This is a genomic window from Secundilactobacillus silagei JCM 19001 (assembly GCF_002217945.1).
In the GTDB taxonomy this organism is placed as follows: domain Bacteria; phylum Bacillota; class Bacilli; order Lactobacillales; family Lactobacillaceae; genus Secundilactobacillus; species Secundilactobacillus silagei.
Genome location: NZ_BCMG01000011.1, coordinates 94,614 through 118,693, shown reverse-complemented (window position 1 = coordinate 118,693; position 24,080 = coordinate 94,614). Strand labels below are relative to the sequence as shown.

The 24,080-nt window shown below is 46.3% G+C and carries 18 protein-coding genes; 11 read left to right on the top strand and 7 right to left on the bottom strand.

The annotated features are described in order from the left end of the window. From CES79_RS10500 to CES79_RS10490, 3 genes are all read left to right on the top strand, one after another. Positions 1 to 689 (top strand): LPXTG cell wall anchor domain-containing protein (locus tag CES79_RS10500; RefSeq protein WP_143456348.1); only part of this gene is annotated, 689 nt, incomplete at its 5' end. Positions 690 to 800: 111 nt separating this feature from the next. Beyond that, the gene (locus CES79_RS10495; RefSeq protein WP_089137148.1) at positions 801 to 2,345 is read left to right on the top strand and encodes a glycosyltransferase; all 1,545 of its coding nucleotides are present in this window, start codon (positions 801 to 803) and stop codon (positions 2,343 to 2,345) included. Further along, complete coding sequence (locus CES79_RS10490; protein WP_089137147.1) at positions 2,345 to 3,874, top strand: glycosyltransferase; 1,530 nt, start codon at positions 2,345 to 2,347, stop codon at positions 3,872 to 3,874. Before CES79_RS10495 ends, CES79_RS10490 begins: the two co-directional genes overlap by 1 nt. Positions 3,875 to 3,949: 75 nt before the next feature. On the opposite strand, the gene CES79_RS10485 is transcribed toward CES79_RS10490, so the two are convergent. Continuing rightward, positions 3,950 to 6,076: a metallophosphoesterase family protein gene (locus CES79_RS10485; RefSeq protein ID WP_159459490.1), complete on the bottom strand. Its 2,127-nt coding sequence runs from the start codon at positions 6,074 to 6,076 to the stop codon at positions 3,950 to 3,952. A gap of 111 nt (positions 6,077 to 6,187) precedes the next feature. On the opposite strand from CES79_RS10485, the gene CES79_RS10480 reads away from it, so the two are divergent. Then, complete coding sequence (locus tag CES79_RS10480) at positions 6,188 to 7,090, top strand: helveticin J family class III bacteriocin (protein ID WP_054655114.1); 903 nt, start codon at positions 6,188 to 6,190, stop codon at positions 7,088 to 7,090. A gap of 61 nt (positions 7,091 to 7,151) precedes the next feature. Here the strand turns inward: CES79_RS10480 and CES79_RS10475 are convergent, their stop codons facing one another. Further along, entirely contained in the window at positions 7,152 to 7,961 is an 810-nt protein-coding gene (locus tag CES79_RS10475; protein WP_089137145.1) for a Cof-type HAD-IIB family hydrolase, read from the bottom strand. 187 nt (positions 7,962 to 8,148) lie between these two features. Between CES79_RS10475 and CES79_RS10470 the strand changes: the two genes are divergently transcribed. Continuing rightward, entirely contained in the window at positions 8,149 to 9,501 is a 1,353-nt protein-coding gene (locus CES79_RS10470) for an RsmF rRNA methyltransferase first C-terminal domain-containing protein (RefSeq protein ID WP_089137144.1), read from the top strand. A 167-nt stretch (positions 9,502 to 9,668) separates the two neighbouring features. Here the strand turns inward: CES79_RS10470 and fni are convergent, their stop codons facing one another. The 4 genes from fni to mvk form a co-directional block, all read right to left on the bottom strand. Further along, positions 9,669 to 10,709 (bottom strand): type 2 isopentenyl-diphosphate Delta-isomerase, encoded by a 1,041-nt coding sequence (gene fni / locus CES79_RS10465; RefSeq protein ID WP_054655116.1) that lies wholly within the window; start codon positions 10,707 to 10,709, stop codon positions 9,669 to 9,671. Between the two features lie 4 nt (positions 10,710 to 10,713). Beyond that, entirely contained in the window at positions 10,714 to 11,787 is a 1,074-nt protein-coding gene (locus CES79_RS10460) for a phosphomevalonate kinase (RefSeq protein WP_089137152.1), read from the bottom strand. 65 nt (positions 11,788 to 11,852) lie between these two features. Beyond that, positions 11,853 to 12,839, bottom strand: a complete 987-nt coding sequence (mvaD, locus tag CES79_RS10455) for a diphosphomevalonate decarboxylase (RefSeq protein ID WP_054655118.1) — start codon at positions 12,837 to 12,839, stop codon at positions 11,853 to 11,855. Continuing rightward, positions 12,839 to 13,786 (bottom strand): mevalonate kinase, encoded by a 948-nt coding sequence (mvk, locus tag CES79_RS10450; RefSeq protein WP_089137143.1) that lies wholly within the window; start codon positions 13,784 to 13,786, stop codon positions 12,839 to 12,841. Before mvk ends, mvaD begins: the two co-directional genes overlap by 1 nt. Before the next feature lie 342 nt (positions 13,787 to 14,128). Here mvk and CES79_RS10445 point away from each other — a divergent pair, with 342 nt between their 5' ends. The 6 genes from CES79_RS10445 (at position 14,129) to CES79_RS10420 (ending at position 21,589) form a co-directional block, all read left to right on the top strand. After that, on the top strand, positions 14,129 to 16,957 hold the full coding sequence (locus CES79_RS10445) for a helicase C-terminal domain-containing protein (protein ID WP_133286355.1): 2,829 nt from the start codon (positions 14,129 to 14,131) through the stop codon (positions 16,955 to 16,957). Positions 16,958 to 17,054: 97 nt separating this feature from the next. Further along, on the top strand, positions 17,055 to 17,516 hold the full coding sequence (locus CES79_RS10440; RefSeq protein ID WP_225362404.1) for a cell wall elongation regulator TseB-like domain-containing protein: 462 nt from the start codon (positions 17,055 to 17,057) through the stop codon (positions 17,514 to 17,516). A gap of 21 nt (positions 17,517 to 17,537) precedes the next feature. After that, positions 17,538 to 18,725, top strand: coding sequence for a pyridoxal phosphate-dependent aminotransferase (locus CES79_RS10435; RefSeq protein ID WP_089137140.1), 1,188 nt, complete (start codon positions 17,538 to 17,540; stop codon positions 18,723 to 18,725). A 21-nt stretch (positions 18,726 to 18,746) separates the two neighbouring features. Continuing rightward, entirely contained in the window at positions 18,747 to 20,042 is a 1,296-nt protein-coding gene (gene asnS / locus CES79_RS10430; RefSeq protein ID WP_153188469.1) for an asparagine--tRNA ligase, read from the top strand. Positions 20,043 to 20,151: 109 nt separating this feature from the next. Beyond that, on the top strand, positions 20,152 to 20,880 hold the full coding sequence (locus tag CES79_RS10425) for a DnaD domain protein (protein WP_089137138.1): 729 nt from the start codon (positions 20,152 to 20,154) through the stop codon (positions 20,878 to 20,880). Positions 20,881 to 21,121: 241 nt separating this feature from the next. Continuing rightward, on the top strand, positions 21,122 to 21,589 hold the full coding sequence (locus CES79_RS10420; RefSeq protein ID WP_054655127.1) for a hypothetical protein: 468 nt from the start codon (positions 21,122 to 21,124) through the stop codon (positions 21,587 to 21,589). A 103-nt stretch (positions 21,590 to 21,692) separates the two neighbouring features. On the opposite strand, the gene CES79_RS10415 is transcribed toward CES79_RS10420, so the two are convergent. Continuing rightward, positions 21,693 to 24,065 (bottom strand): transglycosylase domain-containing protein, encoded by a 2,373-nt coding sequence (locus CES79_RS10415; RefSeq protein WP_089137137.1) that lies wholly within the window; start codon positions 24,063 to 24,065, stop codon positions 21,693 to 21,695. Between the last annotated feature and the right edge of the window lie 15 nt (positions 24,066 to 24,080).

Sequence of the window (24,080 nt, the reverse complement as noted above, 5' to 3'; positions counted from 1 at the left end):
GTGACCAGACGCAGAAGAGCAAAGATAATAGTAATTACCAGAGCGATTCCGGCGAGTACAGTGACGACGTCACGAGTGCCGCAAGTGCGAAGTCGAATGCGTTGAGCAATGACCAGAACACTACCACTAGCGACCAAGGTCAAGCAACATCTGATGAGAATGGCTCATCTAATGGTCAGAGCAGTACCGTTAGTGACCAAGGTCAAGCAACGTCTGACGGGAATAGTTCGTCTAATGGTCAAAGCAGTACCACCAGTCGTCAAGGTCAAGCGACATTGGCTAAAAATAATAATTCAGCCAATGCTAAGAACAATGTCACAACTGAATCAGGAAATGGCAAGGCAACTTCCGAAACGAGTGGTACGAATAATATCAGCCACAGCAGCTCGAAGAATATTGGTAGTAATTCTACTGAAACTAACGCAGCTAGCTTAAGTGAAGGGACTACGAATAGTTCTGCCGATGCTCAAACAGTTGGCAATAGTGAGATGAGTACTGGTACCGAAAATGCCTCAGTATCACCACAAAATACGTCCGTTCAAAACGGTAACAAAGCATCAAATGAACAGCAGAAGTTACCACAAACAAACGAAACTAACCAAAGTGGCGTCTTAGGACTACTGGGTGCTGAACTCATGAGTTTGCTTGGATTATTCGGAATCAAACGTAAGCGTCATGACGAAAAATAATTCTAAGAATACGATGTCATAGCAGTATAATTGAATTTGGATGTGGCTAACGCTACAAAAGCCCCAGACTAATTAATCTGAGGCTTTTGTTAGATATAGGAGGAATGTAACATGTATTTTTTCGTAAATACAGTTATGCGTGATAAAAAAACGGGGATTGAACATGCGCAGATCAAACGACTTAAGCTCTTCAAAAAGCATCACCGTGATGCCAAAATTGTGGTTCGAGATTACGACCGCACTTTCCATCACTATCTGAAAAATGTTGGACTGGTTGATTCAGATATGATCAGTATGTTTGACTTTTTCCAAAATACGACCGATTTTAAAGCCCGGACTTTTCAGTTGAAAGATTTACCGGTTATTCATGGTCAAAAAGTGATCACCAAGCGGACTAAGGAAGGCAGCATGAATGTTTATATCGGCAAGCAATTAGCTGCTAAAATCTATACATTTGATTGGGATGATCAGCAGATCGATAAAGTAGAATACTTCGATCAGTACGGTAATAATGTCTCTACTGATGTGTATGATTCTCGTGGCTTTAAGTCAATGACAGAGACTTTTTCCAATAAGCACCAGGTGATTTTGGAAACGATGTTTGATGCCAATGGGCGGGTGGTCTATAAATCCCATTACATGAGAAATCGTAGTGGGAAATTAGCCAACTCTGCGCTGAGGCTTATCAATTATAAAGGTAATCCGGAAATTAACTTTGTTGGTTTGAAAAATTTCACCCGCTTTTTCATCGATGAATTAAACCGCTCGTATGGCGAAAAGAACGTCTTTGTCGTTGACCGGAACTATGGCATCGATTGGCCAATGCAAAATATGCAGACAGAAGCATTTAAACTGCTTCAATTGCATAACGTTCAGTCCAATACTAATAATCTTGAAACGGGACGACTCAACTACAATTACGAGTATGGCCTGGATCATCAGAGTGAATGGAACGGTGTGATTGCGTTGGGGGAAACGCAGCAGCATGATGTGGAAAAACGGTTCACTAAGAGTAAAATTTATGCCATTGGTGGTGGTATTATTAATGATGATGTCATTAACGGACCTAAAATTCCATATGAAAAGCGGACGATGGATAAGGTTGTCGTGATCGCACGCCTGACTAAGGACAAACACGTTGAGAAAGTGGTTAAAGCAGTTGCTCAAGCTAAGACGGAAATTCCAGATATTACGCTTGATGTTTACGGTGTGGGTCCCGAACACGATAATTTAGCAAAATTGATCAAAAACCTCAATGTGGCTGATCGAATTAAGCTAAAGGGTTACATTAACAACTTGAATCCGATTTATGATCAAGCCATGGTTTCGGTGCTATCCAGTGACGCGGAAGGGTTGCCACTGTCGTTGATTGAAGCGCAATCTCACGGTATCCCGTTGATTGCTCGAGACGTGATTTATGGTCCAAACGACATTATTACTAACGAGAAAGATGGTTATTTGATCGCGCCAGATAAAAAAGACGTTGATAACATTGCTAGTGCACTGGTTAAGACGCTAGCTGATAAAGAACACTGGCAAAGTCTGTCAGACGCAGCCTATGAAGATCGAATGAGGTTTTCAACTGACAGTATGTGGCATAAATGGGACGCGTTGAATAATGACGTGCTTCAATACTACGAGGAGGCTGAAAACTAATGTACTTTTTTATTGATCCAATAGTGGCACAGAATAATTCTGGCGTTGAGCACGCTGCCTTTAATCGGCTTAAACTATTTAAAGACCACGGTCAAGAGGCCAAACTGGTCACTCGAAACTATAATCGGTTTTTATATAAATTTCTCAAAGATGAAGGTGTCCCAGCTGAGCAGTCAATTAGTATGTTCGACTTTTTTCAGCACACCATCGGTTATGAGCGTAAACCATTTCATACCGATGATCTAACTATCGATAACGCCTATGAGTTAGACCGTCAAAGTAAGTACACCAAGGTTTACGACAACGATCGTCTGGTGATGGAGATTGACTACATTCCTGGTACTTTTGAAGAAATTAATACCATCACTTACTTTGACCGCTTTGGTAATAGTGTTGAAACCGACTACTATGATTGGCGTGGGTTTAAATCCATGCAGCAATACTACGATGTAAACGGGATTACGGTTAAGGAACAGATGCTGACTCCGACTGGCGAAGTTGTTTACGAGTCCTATTACGCAAAAGATGCCAGTGGTAAGCAGCGGAATTCGCTGTTAAAATTAGTGAATTATCATGGTGAAGACTATTACTTCAATAGCTTACTGGAACTATTTACGTTCTTCTTAGATGAATTGAATACTTCTTATGGCGGCAATAATACCTTTATGTCTGATCGTAGAGTGAATGACGCGGACACCGGGTTATTGAGTATGCAGACAAAGTGTCGGAAGATTGCCATTATTCATAGCACCGTATCACTGGATGACGATAATCAAGTGGATGGGAAGCTGAACCCGGTTTATGCCAATATTTTAGAAAACCATTCACAGCAACTGGATGCCATTATTGTCTCTACGCAGCATCAGCGAAATGATTTAAGCCTGCGGTACCCTAATTTAGACAATAAATTACACCAAGTACCAGTTGGCATGGTCGATGTTGATCAATTAAAGGCGCCTAAAAAATTGAGTGAAAAACCTAACCGTATCATTGCCGTTTCGAGAATTTCAGATGAAAAGCGGCCACAAGATATCGTGCGGGCATTGAGTCTGGTGATTAAGCAGGTTCCCGATGCAACCCTTGAATTTAGGGGGTACGTAAGTGGCAACACCGGCAAAAAGATTTTGAAATTGTTGGATGAGCTTAAATTAAAGAATAAGGTAATTCAACGACCGTATACCACTGATAAAAAACGTCTTAACGGCACTTACGATGGCGGTAAGGTTGCTGTACTGGCAAGTACTTCTGAAGGTTTTGGTCAGACTATTTTGGAAGGGGAAACGCATGGTATCCCTCAAGTTGCTTATGACATTAACTACGGCCCAAATGAAATGATCGATCCAGGTAAGAACGGCTATCTCGTTCGAAGTGGTGATATTTCTGGGTTGGCTGATAAGATCGTGGCAGTACTCACAGATCCTAATATTGATCAAATGGCCGAAGCTGCAGTGAATAAAGCCAAGACCTTTAGTACTGAATCAATTTGGCAAAAATGGCAAGCAGTCCTTGGTGAGGGCGTAAAAAGTTAAGCTTGATGGTTAAATTTGTATGATACAAAAATGGACTAATCCACCGGATTAGTCCATTTTTGTGTTTTCAGCCAATTAATATTTAAAATAACCGCGGAACCCACGCCAAACTTGATCGGCCTGTTTATTTTGATTGCGATAGTAGCGTGCGTTGCCAGTTAGCGGCCGTGAATCGGGGCGTTTTAAGATTTCTTTTAACGAACGGTGCCTAGTATCGGTGCCATCACCAAACAAGCGGTACTGCCAGTGACGCAGCCGGCCAGCACGATCCTGCCAGCCGTAGCGTAAGCGGAACAACTGGTGCTGCTGAGGGCGAAGCACTAAGACGTCCCAGGCGCCCAGTGTCTTGCTGTTTAGGCGACTGGTTTTCCGCCGGTCGGCAATGTCGCTGGTGGTGGCAATCCAATTGAGGCCGTCCTGGTGCGACCAGTCATCCACGTGGGTGTGGCCGGACATCACGGCGATAATCTGCCGGCGGTGTTGGACTAAACTGTTGTAAACGCAGGCAAAGTCCCCCTGCTGATTATTAGCAAACCAGTCGTAAGTCCAAAAGGGGCGGACAGCTTGTTTATCGGTAGCAGAGCGAATGGAATCGTGGGTAAACACGATGACCTGTTCGTCTGGGGCTAATTGATCCAACGTATTTGTGAGCCAAGTAGCTTGCTGATGCGCGATGCGTGACCGGCTGTGGCGGATATTTTGCAAAATTCCCGTCCAATGAATGCCGTTTGGCTGGTCGTCATAATTGCGGCTAAAATAGCCGTTAGTGCTTGAATCCCGAATGTCAAAGGTATTGAGCATGATCAGGCTTACCTTCGTGTCAGGAACACGGTATTTGCCGTAAAAGTTGTTCTGAGCTGCTAACCAGTTATTATGATGCCGATTACGGAGATTATGAGCGAGCTTTTCGGTCATGACCTGTTCCGTTCGATAGCCATTTAGGTAACGGGCGAAACCGGAATTGTCATCGTGGTTGCCTTGGGTGATAAAGGTCGGCACCTGACTTTGCTGTAACGCAGACACCGCATCGCCCGTATCGATAATTGTCCGACTAAGCGGTTGGTTACCATCAACAAGATCGCCGTTCATAACTAAACTGTCAAATTGCTGGTCACGTGCCATGGTGCTGATCAGCTGCAGATCACGTAATGACCGCTGACTATACGTTGACTGGTGTGAATCGTAATGGGTGTCGTTAATGAGGCCGATGACGATGTCTCCTGGCTGCCGTAACTGTTTAAGCTGGTGGGTGAGTTTAAGCAGTGTCGTTTTTTCTAATGAAGTTGGTTTGAGGGTAACCGGCGTATCAGCCTGATCAAACGTCCAGGGTTCCCGTAAACGAGAGACGTTTTTTGAACCGGTTATTTCATAGCCAAAATAGTGTTCAAAGTGGGGATATCTGCTCATAAAGGGTACGTAAGTCTGGCGGCCAGCATGGGTGAGCTGTAACCAGCCACGGTGCTGATCAGCTAATTTACCCGTGTAATTGACCACCGTATTTTGGTTAAGGTGACCGATGATCGGTGCGTGCAGGTCAGGATGCTGATAGCAACTAACACCTCGCCGACTGAAACAAAATTGGCCGTTCATTTTGAAAAAGGTGGGTCGCTCTCGCCGAGGTTTAAGCGGCAGGCCCAAACTCGAATTGATCAGGACGCCATACCGTTTACCCGTTTGATGATTGTAGTAAGGTAAAAAGCCGTGTTGAGTCTGTAGATAGGATATTGACTGATTTCGTACGATCTTGCTATATACAATTAGACCTCCTGTATGTAACAATTGACCGCCTTTTCGGATTGCTGGCCACTCCGGTACGGTTCGAAAAGCGAGTGGTTCAGCAGCGATAAATTCATGGGTTTCAGATTGTGAGTCAGCGGCTGATAACCGCAGCTTAAGTTTAGAGTCTATGGGGAAACTGGTGACTGCCTGCCAATTGGGATGATCATCATGGCCATATAACACGTGTCGCATAGTCGCTACACAAAGATAGCCATCATTCAGTATCAGCCAATAGCGACCGTCACTTTTCAGCTTGCCGCGATAGTGAACCGGTTGGTGCGTCGGAAATAGCTGTTGCCGCGGACTGATTCTATTTGGCTGTTTGCGGCTGACCAAGAAACGGTTAGGCGTGAAACTGCCTGATTGATGAAGAATTTGGCCGTCAATCAGAGAGCTTGTAAAACGATTTTTTTGATGGGTCAATTTTGTCACCGCCATTTACTTTAAATTCTTATGGTATAATTATGTTAATAATTATACAGACGCTTTACTTATATCTTGATAAACACCTGTAAAGAAAAGGAGTTTTTTGAAATGCAGTCAACTTTAGCCTATACGATCCAGGGATTAGCACACCAATCGCCTGTGACCGCTTTTTGTATTGACCATCAGACAAGCTACGTCGCGCAAACAGTTAAGCAAGCTACGGTGATCACGGCATGTCATTTAGATGATTCAACAGCCAGTGCTACGGCTGATTTAAAGGCACAGATCACCCTGCCAAACTTGGTTAACGTGCATAGTTTAGCACTGATTGCCAGTGCGCCCAAATTAAGCTTGTTGCTGTGCGGTCAGCCAACTGATGCCAATGGTCAGCCAAACGCTCCCGAACTATGGCGCGTGAGTGTTGATACGGGTACTCAAGACCAGCAGCTGGAGATTTTTAAGATAACCCATTTAGAAAGTGCCAACATTACGGGGACACCGCTGCCAGGTCCAGTCATTGGCGCTGTTTCGGCCTTATCCAGTGATCGCAGCGAACTGGCCGTCATGGTATTAGATCGGGGCCAGCACTTGCAAGGTACGGTCTATAATCTGGCGCAGATGAGTCACTTACTCCGACAGCTGACGGCTCATGGCCAAACGACCATTGAGGCGGGCAATCTAAAAATGATGGCCACGGTTTACCAATCCTTTAAGCCTAATACTAAGCAACTGGCACCCGAAACGATCGGCAGTATTCAAAGCATCAGTTTTTCAAACGGCAGAGCGCTTTACGCGACTAAGAGTTATGGCGACGAACATGCCGTCAGCAAAGGATTCTGGCTGCTGAAAAATGGTTTCCATGATCAGCCAATCGATCAGTTACCAGAAAACACGGTGCTAACGGGTATCGCACTGTTGGGCAAATACGTGTATTTCGGTCAGTCACAGCACCAAGCAAACGGGGACTACCTGAACACCATTCAACGCGTTGAAAAGACACTTTGGAAGTAAACAGACGCTATTTAAATCGCCTAGCATTACTAAAAGATAGTAGTGCTAGGCGATTATTAGTTTAAGCTAATTTCAATGTTTTAGCGAGGTAGTCAGCCATCCCGTCCTGATCATTATTAAGGGTCGTTACATCGTCGGCAATGGCCTTTAACTTATCGGTGGCGTTACTCATGGCCACCCCTTGACCAGCATAGGCGATCATTTCGTTGTCGTTATGCTCGTCACCAAAGGCGATCACGTTTTGACGGTCAATTTGATAGTAATTGGCCAGACGCTCTAGGCCAACCGCTTTCTGGACACCCTTAGTGCCAATTTCAAGGACACTGTTGGGGCCGCCCCACGGGGCCACGTCGACGTCATTGCCGAAATGGGCTTCAATGTAGGTTTGCAGTTTTTTCTGCAGTGGCCGGTCAACCGCAATCGTCATACTGGTTGGGTTTTGGGTCAAGGTAGCCGGACTCAACTGCTGGTCGTGGGTTAGCACAGTGGGGAAGAAGCCGACTTGAGTGGCTGCCGTTTGGTGCGCTAAGAACAGGTGCTTACCCTCCGCGGCAATCATGGAAATGTTAAACTCCTGCTGATGTTTCAGTAAATCGAAAACGATACCGCGATCGAAAGTATACTGATATTCATACTGCCAGTGGTGATGCGGCACGTGACCCAAGCTGCCATTGAAGTTGATCATTGGAGAAGTGAGTCCTAATTGGTCGTAATAGGTCTGTGACAGCCGGTTTGGCCGCCCCGTTACAATAGTAACGATGTGGCCGGCTTTAATAGCTGCCCTAATGGTGGCAATTGTTTTTTGAGAGAGTTTTGCTTCATTGTTTAAGGTCGTGCCGTCTAGGTCTAGTGCGATTAATTTTTGATTCAAGTTTACACATCCGTTCTTGTCGATTAGTTTCTGTAAGATTAATAGCCCTAATTTACCACAATCAATGGGGTTAGAGCAAGATAGCTTGCATTACGCGGTGAAGGTGCAAGGGTGATTCGAATTGACCGTTAGGCTTTGAAAAGGTATACTTTTTTCAGTTAATTTTGCGCAATGAAAGGGATAGATCATGGAATTACCAGCAGCATTTAAAACTAAATATCAGCAATTACTTGGTGATCAGGCGCCAGCCTTTTTTGCCAGCTTCGACCAATCAGAAAATAGCGGCTTTCGAATCAACCCGCTGCGACCAACCCCGGATGACCTTGATTTAACGGATCCGGTACCCTACACCAAATGGGGGTATTATGGCAAAGTCAGCGGCCACACGCTGGATCATCAATCCGGTGCCGTATATAGCCAGGAGCCCAGCGCAATGTTTGTGGGAGAAGTTGCCCATCCTAGTGAAGGTATGCGCGTGCTTGATCTGTGTGCGTCTCCGGGAGGCAAAACGACGCATCTTAGCAGCTTTTTGCAGCAGACTGGTCTGCTCGTCAGCAACGAGATCATGCCAAAACGGGCCAAGGTACTGGCAGAAAATACCGAGCGTTTTGGGTTAAGCAACACACTGGTTCTTAATGAAGATCCAGCCTCGATTGCGAAAGCCTTTCCCACTTTTTTTGACCAAGTCTTAGTGGACGCACCGTGTTCGGGTGAAGGGATGTTTCGCAAGGATCCGGATGCTGTCAGCTATTGGACCCCCGATTATCCGGCAACCTGTGCCAAGCGGCAGCGCGAAATTCTGACTGAAGCGGTGAAAGTGATTAAACCGGGTGGTGAACTGGTTTACTCGACGTGTACCTTTGCGCCCGAAGAAGATGAGCAGATGATCTCTTGGCTGCTGGAAACTTACCCACAGTTTGAAGTGGTGCCGATTCAAAAAACGGCCGGGATCATTGATGCTAAACCGGAGTGGGGCAATGGTGATCCCGCTTTGAAGGGGGCTGCACGGTTGTTCCCACATTTGATGCGCGGTGAAGGTCACTTTGTTGCCAAGCTAAAATTGAAAGAGGCCATTGGCAGGGTAACAAAATACCATCAGCAGCCGTCAAACGTTTCTCGCGACCAATCGAACTTGTTTGAAGCATTTGCCGAGCAATACTTAAACTTTAAAGTGGATTCGCACCGCTTAGTGGCGTTTGGTGATCAGCTTTACTTATTACCGGCTGGTACGCCGTCACTCAGAGGGTTAAAAGTCGTTCGGCCAGGGCTGCACTTGGGGACCCTTAAAAAGCACCGCTTTGAACCCAGTTACGCCATGGCGTTGGCTTTACGTCCCGGTCAGTTTAAGTATGAAACCGAAATTTCGGAGGATGACTGGAAACAAGTCGTTCACGGTGACATTTTCACCAAAACAGATCTCCCGCTTAAAAAAGGCTGGGTCCGACTGTTTTGTAACGGACAGCCAGTGGCCTTTGGCAAGGCAGTTAATCAGACGGTTAAAAACTTCTTCCCCAAGGGATTAAGGTTTAACGTGCATTAAAAATTTAGCAAGGCAGCCTGATGTAAAGGGCTGTTTTTTTGATTGAGAAAGTTAAATTGACAAAAGTTACTTTAACTTATATATAAACACAATCAAAACAAAACCAAACTAAAAAGGACTAGCAAAATTAACGTTAATTTGCTAGTCCTTTATTTATTATCTCAAAGTTATTCAAGTGAAATAAATCTTTGTCGAGCAAATGACTCTAGCTCTGGCGAAAAGACCATCGATTGCTTGCGCAGGTCCTTAACGGTTTGACTGCCAGTCAGCAGCATCAGTTGTTTAAACCCTTGCAGCCAATGACGCAGCCAATCTTCAGTAGCAGCGTAGTCAGTGGTAATCAAATGGTGTAGCACTTCACCGGCCATACCAGCTGCATCCGCGCCTAAAGCCAAGGCTTTAATGGCATCCAGCGGGGTTTTGATACCGCCGCTGGCAAAGATCCACGGTCGCGTTGATAATTTACGCATCTCAAGCAGTGATTCGGTGGTAGTCAATCCCCAGTTATCGAGGTAGGCCATTTCCTTTTCGGGACGGCGAAAGTTTTCGATTTTAGCAAAACTAGTCCCGCCACGACCACTTAAATCAACGTTGTTAACGCCGATGGCCATTAATTTTTGAACTGTTTTGGCCGTCATACCGAAGCCGACTTCCTTTACGATGACGGGCAGATCAAGCTTCGCGACGACGGCTGCCAGCTGATCTAACCAGTAGAATTCCCGGTCGCCTTCTGGCATGATAATTTCTTGAGCGGCATTGATGTGAATCTGTAGCGCATCGGCTGCCACCATCTCAACTACCGCCTGCGCGTCAGCCACGCTATGACCGGCACCCATGTTAGCAATCACCAGGCCATCGGGATTATACTGCCGCACTACGGAAAAGGTCGGGGCTAATTCCGGCTGTTTTAAAGCGACACTTTGCGAACCAACCGCCATTGGCAGGTGAGTTGCGGCAGCTAACCGTGCAATTTGCGCGTTGAGCCGACCAGTCTGTTCACTGCCACCGGTCATGGCTTCAATCAAAATGGGGTAAGCCAAACGATGGCCCTCAAAGACAGTGCTGGTGTCCACATCAGATAAGCCCAGTTCAGGGAGACTCTGATGGAGAATTCGCACTTGATTAAAACTGCTGTCGGTGACCGGTTGGTGGAATTTTTCAGCGAGTGACACGTGTTCATCCTTACGATGGGATTGTTGCGAAGTCATCTTATCACTCCTTAACGTGGTGCACGTTAAAACTTAAGGGAATAATCTGGTTAGCGGCCCATTTTTCAATCAACTGGTTTAACTGTTTGTGAGAATCGATGATGGCAATACCGCAGTCACCGCCACCGGCACCGGAAGTTTTAGCAATGCCGCCAAACTCTTCAGCAATGTCGCACAGTTTCGTCAGTAATGGCGTTTCAATGTGGGCGTGGGTAAATTGATCCAATTCGTTCAGTAATTTGCGATTAATCGCAATTTCCGTCTGAATGGCGTGCAGGTCCTGGCTGCGAAAACCGGCGATCATCCGTTTCAAACAGGCCTGACTGTTATTAAGAAAGTCTTGATAGGCTTGCTGGCGCTTGGCTTTGTTGAGGGCGACCCGGTCCACTAAATGAGAGGTGGAGGCCGGCGAACCCGTCCAGCCAACGAGTAACTTTAAGCTCTTCGGCGGGGTCAGTAACTCAATGTCGAGTCCCGGCCAATCCATATCCAGCAATTCAGCAAAGTTATAGCTCTTTTCGGCTAGTTTTAACCAGTCGCGGTCAAATGAGCGGTAGGCGATCCAGCCACCATAGACACTGGCGGCAATATCTCCTAAAGAACCGTTGCCCTGGACGTGGAAGTGGGCGATGGCAGCGAGTTTAAATAATTTATCATGGTCGACTGGCAGGGCGTAAAATTCGCAGAGTGCTTTGATCGTGGCCACAGTCACGGCGGCGGATGAACCCAGACCATATTTACGGCCGTCCTTACTATCCAGGTCGCTTTCTACAGTTAAGTGGTAAATTCCTAGATCCTTGCCCACAGTCTTGGCGTAATCTTCAGTGACTTTAATCGCTGATAAGATATAGTGAAAGGGGTTATCACGGTTATCAAAGACCATTTCGCCCTCTTCACGACGCCAATAAATGGAATTCTCCTGATACTGACTGGAAACAATACTGCCAATTTGATCAGCTGATCGAATCGTCACCGTTACAAATTGATCCAAGGCAACAATGATTGCGGGGAAACCAGTCTCAACGACGGCGTATTCACCCGCAATATAAAGTTTGCCTGGGGCTTTCACAGAAATCAAAACATCATGTCCTTTCACTAGCAGGCTAAAGGAAGCCGCTGCTAATTGATAACTCATTTAAATTTTTAATCTGAAATTGAAATACCCGCACCGGGTCGGGTAACAAGTACGTGATCCTGACCGAATGCCGTTTGAAAATGCTGAGCAATGCGCTTAGCGTCGCTGCCGTGGCAGATGATCTTGACGTTGGGACCAGCGTCCATTGTAAAGTAACACGAAATACCACGCAAACGAAGGTCTCTCACCATGTTCATTGCCTTGATCGAATCGGCGTTAAAGTATGTAAAGGTGGGGTCAGAACTCAGGGTCAAAGCGTGCATGCGCATGGCGTTTTGTTCGGCCGTGTGACCAAGGAGTTCAAAGTCTTGCGTTTCAATGGCCGTTTTCATTGTTTTAAAATCAGTCTGACTGGCGGTGATCCAGGCCGGATAAAAGGGGCTGGTCTCAACGGCCCGTTTCATCCCGACCCGGCTGGAAATCTTCTTTTGCTTGGCGGTCAAAACCAAGGCCACCACCGCGATATCCCAAGTCGGTTGTTCGTCGATGGGGTAGGCGTAGGAAGTCGCATCGTCATGGCCTTGCTGCCAAGCCACGAAGCCCCCAAAAATGGAGCGGGTAGCTGAGCCAGAACCGCGCCGTGCCAATCGAGACAGGTCTTGGCGGTTTAAATGAAGTCCTGCCGCACGACTGGCAGCACCAGCCAAAGCAGCAAACCCAGAAGCTGAAGAAGCTAATCCAGCGGCGGTTGGCACGAAATTCTGGGTGGTCACGCTTGCCCGATAATCAATGTGGGCTAAAGCACGGACCTGATCTAAGAACGTTCGCACTCTTAGACTGTCAGTAGCGGATAAAGTCTGATCGTCAAAAACGACTTTGTCTGCGGCTAAACTGGGACTAAACTGCACCGCCGTTTGGGTGTAAAATTCATCCAGTGTGATCGATAAACTGTCATTTTGCGGAATGATCAGCTGATCGTCTAATTTTCCCCAGTACTTCACTAAAGCGATATTAGTATGGGCTTTAGCGGTAATCGGGTGATCTGTGATTGCCATTATTTGGTTTCCTCACTTTTTAAGGGCTGAACCCATGATTGGGCCACGCCGTGATTGGCTAAGTCTAAACGGATCTTGGTAGCGGTAGCTTCATTTTCTGCCAGGCAGATCATGCAGCCGCCCATGCCGCCACCAGTTAACTTAGCGCCCAGCGCGCCATTTTGTCTGGCCACCGTGATCATTTCGTCTAACCGCGGATGACTGACGCCGAGCTGTCTTAACAGCACCTGAGCGTGATCAAAAATCGACCCCAACTCAGATAGCCGATCGTTAGCCAGCGCGTCCTTAGCAGTGTACGTTAACTGGCCGAGACCCTTAATGGCGTGGTTGGCGGACTGCGGGTCAGCGGTACGCAATTGGGCGACGGCTTTGACGGCTAAGCCAGTTTGGCCATGAACCCCGCTGTCTGCAACGACTAAATAGCCGTGCAGGTGAAAGGGCAGCGTGACCGGCTGCGTGCCACTGACAAACCAGATCGGATTGTCGGCACTAGCAGTTGCCACGTCAATGCCGCTGGGATTACCATGGATAATTTTTTCTGAAATATTGGCATCTGCTAATAATTGGGCGTGGGAGAGCGGTTGTTTGAAGAAGCGGTACAGGGCACGGATGACCGCCACTGCGGTTGCTGCGGATGAGCCCATGCCGCGTTCAGCCGGTAAATGACTGTTGATGGTGAGATCAAAACCGATCTTTTGGGCGCCAAACCGCACCAGTAGTTCGTCGATCAATTCATTGATGCCATGCAGTTGTGCAGGGGCCGACTGCCGATTACCCGTATAATAGCGGCTGACCAGCTGCTGAACCCCGTCTGCGCGCGGCGTCAAAATGACGTTTTCACGGACAGCAGGTAAGGGCAGTGCAATTGCAGGCTGCTGGTAAACCACACTGTGTTCACCAATTAATATGATTTTTGCGTGACTGCTGCCACTAGCCGATGTTTCCACTGCAACTGCTCCCCTCAAATAGTTAGTGTTAATTTTCAAGTTAAAATTAGTAGTGTTTCTAATGATTACAAACACATGGTATCATACGACAAATAGCCCGTGGTTACAAGATAGTGCGGGGCTGTAGCGCTGGAAATACGCTAAATTTAATGCTTTGTTAAGAATGGTTTACTGGTTATTGATGTTTAACTATCATTATTAAGGTGCATTAAACGGCTACTAAGCTTTGAAAAAGTAGTCATTTTACAGTTAAAACGGGTCATCTGTTAACGCCTGCTTCCGCCTAGGAACCAAGTGTAGTATGATAAACAAAGAAAGCTAATAGAGAATTTGGTGAAATTAATGGATGCAAATACAATTTATGCCGTCGTTGATATTGAAACGACCGGTACTAACGTTGCTGAAGGCAACCGAATGATTCAATTTGGGTGCGTCCTGGTGCAAAATGGTGAAATTATTAACCACTTTAACACGGACGTTAATCCCCAAACTTCAATTCCGCAGTCGATTCAGGCTTTGACCGGGATCTCAGAAGCCCAGGTCAAACGGGCACCGCTGTTTGATGACGTTGCTGGGACGATTTTTAGTCTGCTGTCTGACACGGTTTTTGTGGCGCATAACGTCAACTTCGACTTTCCGTTCGTCAACGCTGAACTGGAACGGGTCGGGTATCCGCGGCTTGATATTCAGGCCATCGATACGGTGACGCTGAGTCAAATCTTAATGCCGACCGTGCCGAGTTATCGGCTGCATGATCTAACCCAATACTTAAATATCGTTCATGATCACCCGCATACGGCTAACGACGATGCGTTAGTGACCGGTGAATTGCTGATCGTGCTGTTCAAGCGGATGCTGGAATTACCGATCGTGACGCTGCAGCAGATGGTTGCAGAAGAGGCTGAACTACCGCGGGATACCGGTGAGGTGTTCAAGTGGGGCTTAGCGGAAGTCCGCAGACACCCTCGCAGTCTGCCAGATTACTTGTACGTGTCACACGGGATCGCTCTGCGTAAGACACCGGTGATCACGGCGACTGATGACCGGGAATATACCTATCCACGGACGAAAAAGAATAAGTTAAAACGCTTCCCCGAACACTTTGAATGGCGTGCTGATCAAGCCAAGATGATGAACCTGGTTTACCGGCAGTACACGGATGCGCAAACGGCCAATCAGCCGCTGATCGTTGAAGCGCCGACTGGTACCGGGAAAACCTTGGGCTATGCACTGCCAATGGCGTACCTCGCTCAAAAATTTGATAAACAGGTGGTCATCGCTACCGATACGGTACTGCTGCAAAATCAGCTGATCAATCAGACCATGCCGCTACTAGAACGGATGCTGCCCTTTGAGACCCACGCAGAAGTGGTTAAGGGCAACGCCCATTATCTGGATCTATCACGGTTTAAGATCTCGTTGAGCCAAACTGACCATTCCAAGCAGACGCAGTTAATTAAACTCAGACTGTTAGTTTGGTTAACACAGACCGCTACTGGGGACTTAGATGAACTGCATTTTAAAAATGAACCGCCGTATCTGGACAGTGTTTACCACCATGGTATGGCCGACTTAACGGATACGGATCCCTTTTACGAAGACGATTTTCTCCGTCGGCTGTATCAGCGGTTGAAATACACACGGTTTATCATTGTGAATCACGCGTTTTTAATTCAGCATGCTGATCTACTAGGCGATAATTTTCATCAGCCGTACTTGGTTGTTGATGAAGCCCAGCATCTAGCGGATTACGCGTTAAAGACCCAGCGGCAAAAATTTGATTTTCAAGTGTCACTTTCAACCAGCCGCCGCTTAATGGAGTTATTGGACCCAGAAAACGAGTACGGGCTGACGGCTGCCACTGACGGGTTAACCTTAAATGATGATCTGAATACCTTTTATCGCTGGTTAATTGAGTTTAGTCGCCAGCTGCGCGCTTTAAGCGATTATTTAACCAATCACTTTAAAGCCCAGTTTGGTGGCAAATTTACCAAGCCATACAAGGAGATCGTGATCTCCGAGGACGACTGGGTCGGTTTTCTCACCCAGCGTGAAGGCTTGTTTGAACAATTAGACATTTTAGTGGGTAAATTTCAGGATCGGTTAGCTAAGATCACCGATTCCTTTTACAAGCAGTCTAACCGCTGGCTGAAGAGCGATGAAGAACTGTTCTTACGCTTTAGTCACGCGGTCAACGCCATCACGGATGCCTGGGACACGCTGTCGGCAATTCGGCAGGCACCCAAACATGAAGAAGCCGGCACGGGCAGCTATCTCTACTGGCTGACGATCAGTAATGATCTGAGTCATATTATGGTGGCGTCTAACCTGATGACCGTGGAAGGCTTTTTATCACAGCAGATCTACTCGCATTTTCAAGCCCCGATGTTTACGGGTGCGACGCTCTTTTCTTCCAACCGTTCACAGTATCTGTATGATCAGTTAGACCTTGACCGGGCTGCCGTGAAGATGCGCCGGTTGAAATCGGACTTTGATTTCGCGGCTCAGGCCAAGATGTACATTAGTAATGACGCGCCCGACATTAAAGACGAGGACGCCTATAACCAGTACGTCTCACACACGCTGATTCAAGCACTGTCTCAGGTTAACCGGCCAACACTGGTCCTGTTTAATTCCTTGGCAGCGATCGAAGCTGTCTATGAACGGCTAACGGACGCCATTCATCCCAAGCAGCGGCTGATCTTAGCGCAGGGAATTTCGGGGTCTAAGGAAAAACTCATCAAACGGTTCATGGATGAAGATAATGCCGTTTTACTGGGGGCAGCGAGCTTCTGGGAAGGCATTGATCTGCCGCAGGATAAACTGCAGCTGCTGGTGATTGCCCGATTACCGTTTGATTCGCCTGATCAGTTGGAAACGAAGGTCCAGTACGAACGGATGAAAGCCAAGGGTAAAAATCCGTTTTACAACCTCTCACTGCCTAAAGCGACGCTGCGACTGCGTCAGGGTGTAGGCCGGCTGATTCGAACACGACAGGACTACGGTGCGGTGATCGTCTTAGATAGCCGGTTAGTTTCACGGCACTATGGGCAAACCATTTTGAAGACCTTACCGGCCAGCTTGCCAACAATGACCGGGACGGTGCCGCAATTACTTAGCGATATGACTAAATTTTTTAAAAAACACAAAAGTATCAGCCACGACAGCTAAGATTTGATATAATTGTTCGCGGTGATAACTGAAAGAAGGCGTGTGAAAGAACATGAGAAGGGAACATGCAAGCCGAAAGCGGTTTGGTAGTCGGCTTATGCTGACGTTACTTGGCATCATTATCGTTTTAATCTTGGTCGGTTTTGGGGGAATTCACCATGCTACTTCTCCAGTGACCAAAGCCAAAGCGCAGTCCGTTTCGATTGCCAGAAAGTATGCTGGTTTAAAAACGACTGACGGCTTTTACTGGACTAATTTAGACGATACTTACTACACCGTTGCTGGTCAAAACGCTCAGAATCAGTCAGTGTACATTATTGTTCCCCAAAAGGGTGGCAACGTGAGAGTCCTGCAGCAAAAAAATGGCTTATCCCGAAATCAAGCTCTCAGCCGAGTCTGGTCCAAGCATAATCCTAAGAAGGTACTCTCAGCGGCACTCAGCGTATTTAACGGCCACCCAGCATGGGTCGTTAGTTATATGAATCATAAGGGTCAACTATGTTATGAAACGTTAGGTTTTAAATCTGGTAAAGTATTGCAGTCTATCGAAAACATCTAGTTATTCAAGGAGGCCATTCTTTTGAAGATTTCGCAGCGTGCACAACAGCTTCAGCCGTCTGCTACCATGAAAGTTTCTGCTCAGGCAAAACAAATGATTGCTGACGGGATTGATGTGATTAACCTTGGTATTGGTGAACCGGACTTTGAAACGCCCAAAAATATTGAACAAGCTGCTATTGACGCCATTAAATCAGGCAAAACCAGCTTTTATACCCCGGCTGCCGGAATTTTACCATTACGGACTGCCGTGGCGGATAAAATGGCGAGTGACTACGGCCTGACCGGGTTGTCAGCCTCAAACGTTGCCATTACGACTGGTGCCAAAATGGCACTGTACAGCACGTTTCAGGCGATCCTTGATCCGGGAGACGAAGTTTTATTACCGGAACCATACTGGGTCAGTTATGCTGAACAGATCAAACTGGCTGGCGGGGTACCAATTTCAGTACCAGTGGGGTCAAGTTTTAAGGTAACACCAGCTGATTTAGCAGCGAAGTTAACTGATAAAACGGTGGCCTTCGTGCTGAACAGTCCTGAAAATCCGACTGGCGTGATCTATGATCAACAGGAGCTGACAGCTCTGAATGACTGGACGAAGGCTCACGATGTCATGGTGATCACGGATGATATTTATGGCCAGCTGGTTTATAACGGGGCGAGCTTCACTTCCATTGCGCAATTAGATGACCAGTTAGATCCACGAATCATTATCATTTCCGGTGGTAGCAAGACCTATTCCATGACTGGCTGGCGGATGGGCTACGTTGTGGCGGATGAACAGCTGATCAGTAAGATCTCGGCTTTTCTGTCCCACGCGACCGGGAATCCGACTGCGGTTAGTCAATACGCGCTGCTAGAAGCCTTTACGGGTAATCAAGACCAGGTTGAAGTGATGCGCAAAGCGTTTGAAGACCGTTTAAACACGATCTATCCGTTGCTCACAGCGATTCCTGGATTCGACCTGCCAGTTAAACCGCAAGGGGCCTTTTATCTTTTCCCAGACGTGAGTGGTGCGTTGAAGATCTCGGGCATTGCCACAACTGGTGAATTCGTTAGCCGTTTATTATCTGAAGCCCACGTGGCTTTAGTCGACGGTTCTGCATTCGGTGTTAAAAACCACGTTCGTATCAGTTACGCAACTGACATGGACGCCTTAAAAACAGCTATGGCTAGAATCAACAAGTTCATGGTACAATTTAAAGACTAATTATTTATTGGGGGTTACATTGTGCAACAGATTAACATCATCAACGCCAAAGACCATGTTGACGAAAAAGTCAAAATCGGTGTTTGGCTGACTAATAAGCGTTCCAGCGGGAAAATTGCTTTCTTGCAGTTACGAGACGGCACCGCCTTTTTCCAAGGCGTTGTGTTAAAAAACAACGTCTCAGAGGAAGTCTTTGAAACTGCTAAAGAACTGCGGCAAGAAACCAGTATGTGGATCACCGGTGTGATTCATGAAGATAGCCGGTCTAAGTTCGGCTACGAAATTGCTGTGGAATCTATCGAAGTCATTGGCGAAAGCGAAGACTATCCGATCACACCTAAGGAACACGGGATCGATTTCTTGTTAGATCACCGTCATTTATGGTTACGGTCATCACGTCCGCACGCCACGATGGTTATTCGCAACGAAGTGATTCGGGCAACCTATGAATTCTTCAACAAGGAAGGGTTTACTAAGATTGATGCCCCAATCCTGACTGGTAGCGCACCTGAAGGAACCACTGATCTGTTCCATACGGAATATTTCGATCGTGATGCTTATTTGTCACAATCTGGTCAGCTCTACGAAGAAGCTGGTGCCATGGCATTTGACAAAGTCTTCTCATTTGGCCCAACTTTCCGTGCTGAAAAATCCAAGACCCGTCGTCACTTGATTGAATTTTGGATGATCGAACCAGAAATGGCCTTCATGCACCAGGAACAAAGTTTGGAAATTCAAGAACAATACATCGCTTTCTTGGTTCAAAACGTGATCGATCACTGTAAAGACGCCTTGGACACACTGGGTCGAGACATTAATGTCTTGAAGCGTTACACCCAGTTGCCTTATCCACGAATCAGTTATGATGAAGCCGTTGATATGCTGAAGGAAAACGGCTTTGATGTTGACTGGGGCGTTGATTTCGGTTCACCAGAAGAAACCTTCTTGGCAGATCACTTTAGCCAACCCGTGTTTGTTCTGAACTATCCGAAGGCAATCAAGGCGTTCTACATGAAAGAACACCCGACCCGTAAAGACGTTGTAATCTGTGCTGATTTATTAGCCCCTGAAGGTTACGGCGAGATCATTGGCGGTTCTGAACGGGCAACCGATTACGACTACCTGTATGATCAAATCGTCAAGCACGGTTTGGATCCTAAGGAATACAGCTGGTACTTAGACTTACGTAAGTACGGCAGTGTGCCTCACTCAGGCTTTGGTCTGGGACTTGAACGGGCCATTACCTGGATCACTGGTGAAGACCACGTTCGGGCAGCCATTCCATTCCCACGTCTATTGAACCGGATCTACCCGTAGACCATAGACAATTATTTTTGATGCAGAAACTTCTCCAGTGCCTAATCTTTAGTGCAATGGGGGAGTTTCTTCACGTTTAGAACAGTTTAAAATGATTGGAGGAGTCGATATGGATGCATTTGCGAAGGCGTTACTTAAATCGGGCGATACTAGTCTTTCGACCCTGCTGCTGGAACATTATCGCGAACTGGGCATGAGCAATACTGAATTTCTGATTTATTTGCAGATCAAAAGCTATAATGACCGCGGCATCAGCTTCCCGCAGACTGAAACGATTGCCAAAGCGGTCGGTTTAACCGATAACCAGATCTTCCAAGAGCTGCATACAATGATTGCCAAACGCTTAATGCAGATCGATACGGTGCAGCAGCCAGGCCAATTAGCGCGTGATTCGTATGATTTTACCTTACTGTACGAAAAGTTAGCCCAGTACGTCAAAAAAGCTGAAACGCAAGCAGTGACCAGTCAGGTTGAAAATAACCGTGAAACGATTTTTAACCAGATTGAGACTGAATTTGGCCGGCCACTTTCGCCCATTGAACTAGAGATGATTTCTCAATGGCTGGATGAAGACCATTATCAAGTTGAAATTATTCGCTTAGCATTAAAAGAGGCAGTTTTAAATCAAGTTTACAGTTTAAAGTACATGGACCGGATTCTGCTTAACTGGCAAAAACGGCACCTGACGACGCCTGAACAGATTCAGCAGGAACGACAGCACCGTCAAGCACAGACGCCTACAAGCGCAAATAAAGCGAATAAGGGTGCCAAAAAGAAGGGACTGCCAGATATTCCCATGTTTAAGATTGGGGAGCAGCCGCAAAAGCCTGAAAAGTAGGCTAGTTGTACTTAATATCAAGTTGGGAAAGATCAATTTATTTGAGAATTGGTCTTTTTTTTAATGAAGTAAATAAATAATAAGTTACTTTAACTTATTGTCAACTTATTGTCAAAAACTCAAACCCAAAACCACCAACAAAACAATAAACATTAGAATAGACAAACCCTTTCATATGATTTATATTTAAGGACTTATAAACTTGTACTTTCTCACTGTTTGAAAAAAGGTGGTAAAGGATATGAATCTATTTCAGAACTATTCGCCCAGTGAACTAAAGGGCTTTCTTGAAGAAGTTTTTAACATGTTGAATAGGGAAGTTATCGTCACTCATGAAGCGGGCGATGCCGACAGTCTTAGCTTAACCAACATCACCGTTGGCATGCCTGATAGTGATGCCCTGCATTTCTTTATTAGGTGTAATGAGAATGCCAAACTAACTGGCGAAACGATTATTTCAAAGATTGCTAAAATCATGGCCAGTTATTTAGACACACCGATCAACGACCCCTTTGAGATGGAAATCATGTATAGCGCCAGTCTTGAGTTCGTGTACGATCCGACTATTGACGCCCATATTAACCATTCAACGGGCACCATACCGCTGATATCGGTAATTGGAGATATCGTTGATCTAAAGGATGCCAAGTATTTAAAACAAGAAGCCGGGTTGATCAGTAAATTCGTCAATGCCAATAATCAGCTTTAATCAATCGCGTTGATGGTGATATTTCATATTGTCTCGAAAAACAAAAAGTTCTGGTATTAACCAATTTTCATTGATTAATACCAGAACTTTTTTAGTTGCTTGTTTATTGACCAGCCCTGGGTGCTGATGTGCTTGACCTGCCAGAACTAGCATTGGAATTAGCAGTGGTGCTATTACTATTACTGTCGTTATTATTGTTGTTACCGGTTCGGGAACTTTCAGTAGAAGCGGAATTAGTGTTTCGCGAATTATTATCGTTATCATTTCCACCGCCATTGCCGTTGCCATTACCACCGTTACCACCACTTGGACGTTGTTCAGTAGAGGTGCTTGGCCGTTCACTTGAAGTCGTCGGTCTGGATGAGTTATTGGTGTTGGCTTGGTTATTACCGGTTGTATCGTTGGTATTGGTACTGCTGCTATTCCCATCGTTAGTTGGGGTCGACGCATCGCCAGGATACCCAGCAACGTAATACTCAGTTGAATTACCACGCTTCGTAGCAACTACGTCCGATGGGGCAGTCCAGTCAGTATTACTTGCATTTTGCTGAACGTAGCTCATTTCAGAACGATAGATCTCTTGTGCGATTCTGGTTTGCGCTTCAGGAATGTAGTGACCAGTCTGGAACTGTTTATCGTAGCCAGTCCATATTGAAAGTGAGTAATTCTTGGTGTAACCAGTGAACCAGGAATCCATCGCTGCATCAGCAGGAACTTGTGATGCATAATCATCAGGATAAGCAGTGGTTCCAGTCTTACCGGCTTGGTACAGACCAGAGATGTTGGCTGCGGTACCAGAGCCATTCGTGCTGGTCATGACACCCTTTAGCATATCCGTAATCATAAACGCCGTAGCGGGTGACATTGCCCGGGTGCCCTTAGCCCCATAGGAATGTGATTTACCATCGGCGGTCACTACACGATTAAGCAAGTGCGGCTTGTAATAGGTACCGCCATTAGCGAAAGCAGCGTAGGCGGCAGCTTCCTGTTCCGTGGAAATGTAAAGGCCAATCCCATTTTGAAGCGTCAACTTATCATTAAACGTCATGCCCAGGTTACCTAAGAAATTGGTGGCTCGATTGATACCAACCGCCTCTAACGTTCTTACCGCTGGAATGTTTCGTGATTCAACCAGGGCTTTACGCATGGTGATCGTGCCTTCATGCTTATTATCAAAGTCATTTAACTGGCGGTTAGATCCTGGATAGTAGTACTGCGTATCTTGAACCGGCTGATACGTCGGGTATTTCAGGTACTGAATGGCTGGCCCGTAATCAGCGATTGGTTTAGCTGTTGACCCACTGGAACGGTCAGTTTGAACCGCGCGATTAAGTCCGAAAGTCACCTTACCAGTTTTACGGCCACCCAGCATCGCGACCACGCGACCATTATGTGGATTGACCATCGTGGCACCCACTTGGAACTTATTGCTTGGGTAAGCCACGTAATTATTACTATTAGCAATGTTATAAAGGTGCTTTTGAGCAGCCATATCAAGGTTGGTGTAGACTCGCAATCCATCCGTATTGGTATTATATCCGTCGCTTTTCAGTTCGGCATAAACCTGTTTGAGGTAAGCGTCGATGTATTTTTGATTAGTCAAATTAATCGTACTTACTGGGTGAGTTGTTGCTAAGCCGGTCTGAACACTCGTAGCTTTAGCAGTGGCTGCTTGACTAGCCGTAATTTGCTTATTAGCAACCATGGCAGTCAGCACTTGATCACGCCGATATTTCGCATATTGAGGGTGATGAATTGGATCATAGTTAGTCGGGCTTTGCGGCATCCCAGCTAGCATGGCCAACTGCTGTAAATTCAGCTTAGACAGTGATTTACCATAGTAGTAGTGAGCAGCAGTCTGCATCCCATAGACACCATTACCCATGTAAACTTTATTAATGTAAAATTCAAGGATCTGCTGTTTGCTATACTTCTGGTCAACTTTAATTGCCAACCAGGCTTCCTGCGATTTACGTTTCAAAGTTTGGTCAGACTTAGCGGTTGAAAAGACGGACAACTTAACGAGTTGCTGCGTCAGCGTACTACCACCTTGAAGTCCCAGTGAAGAACCAGTGACGTTATGCATTGCCGCACTGATGATCCGAATGGGGTCAACACCATGGTTTTTATAGAAACGCCGGTCTTCAATGGAAACAACGGCTCCCTTTAACTGTGAAGGGATGTGTTTCGACTTAACGTAATCACGGTTTTGGGCGCCTAACCTTGAAATGACGTTGTTATTAGCATCGTAGACCTTAGTAGAGGTGTCACTTTTCAGTGAGGACTGCGAGATGTCCGGTGCCCCCTGTGCATAGTAGAAGAACACAACGGCACCTACTAGGATGGCCGCTAAGAAAAGGCCGATCACCCATTTAATTATCCGCCGTATATAGTGGTGACCATTATTAGAACTGCCCTTTCGTTTCGTTCGCAGTTCTGAACGGGTCGGTTGTGGATCGGATTGATTACTTGACATAAATAGACTCCTTTG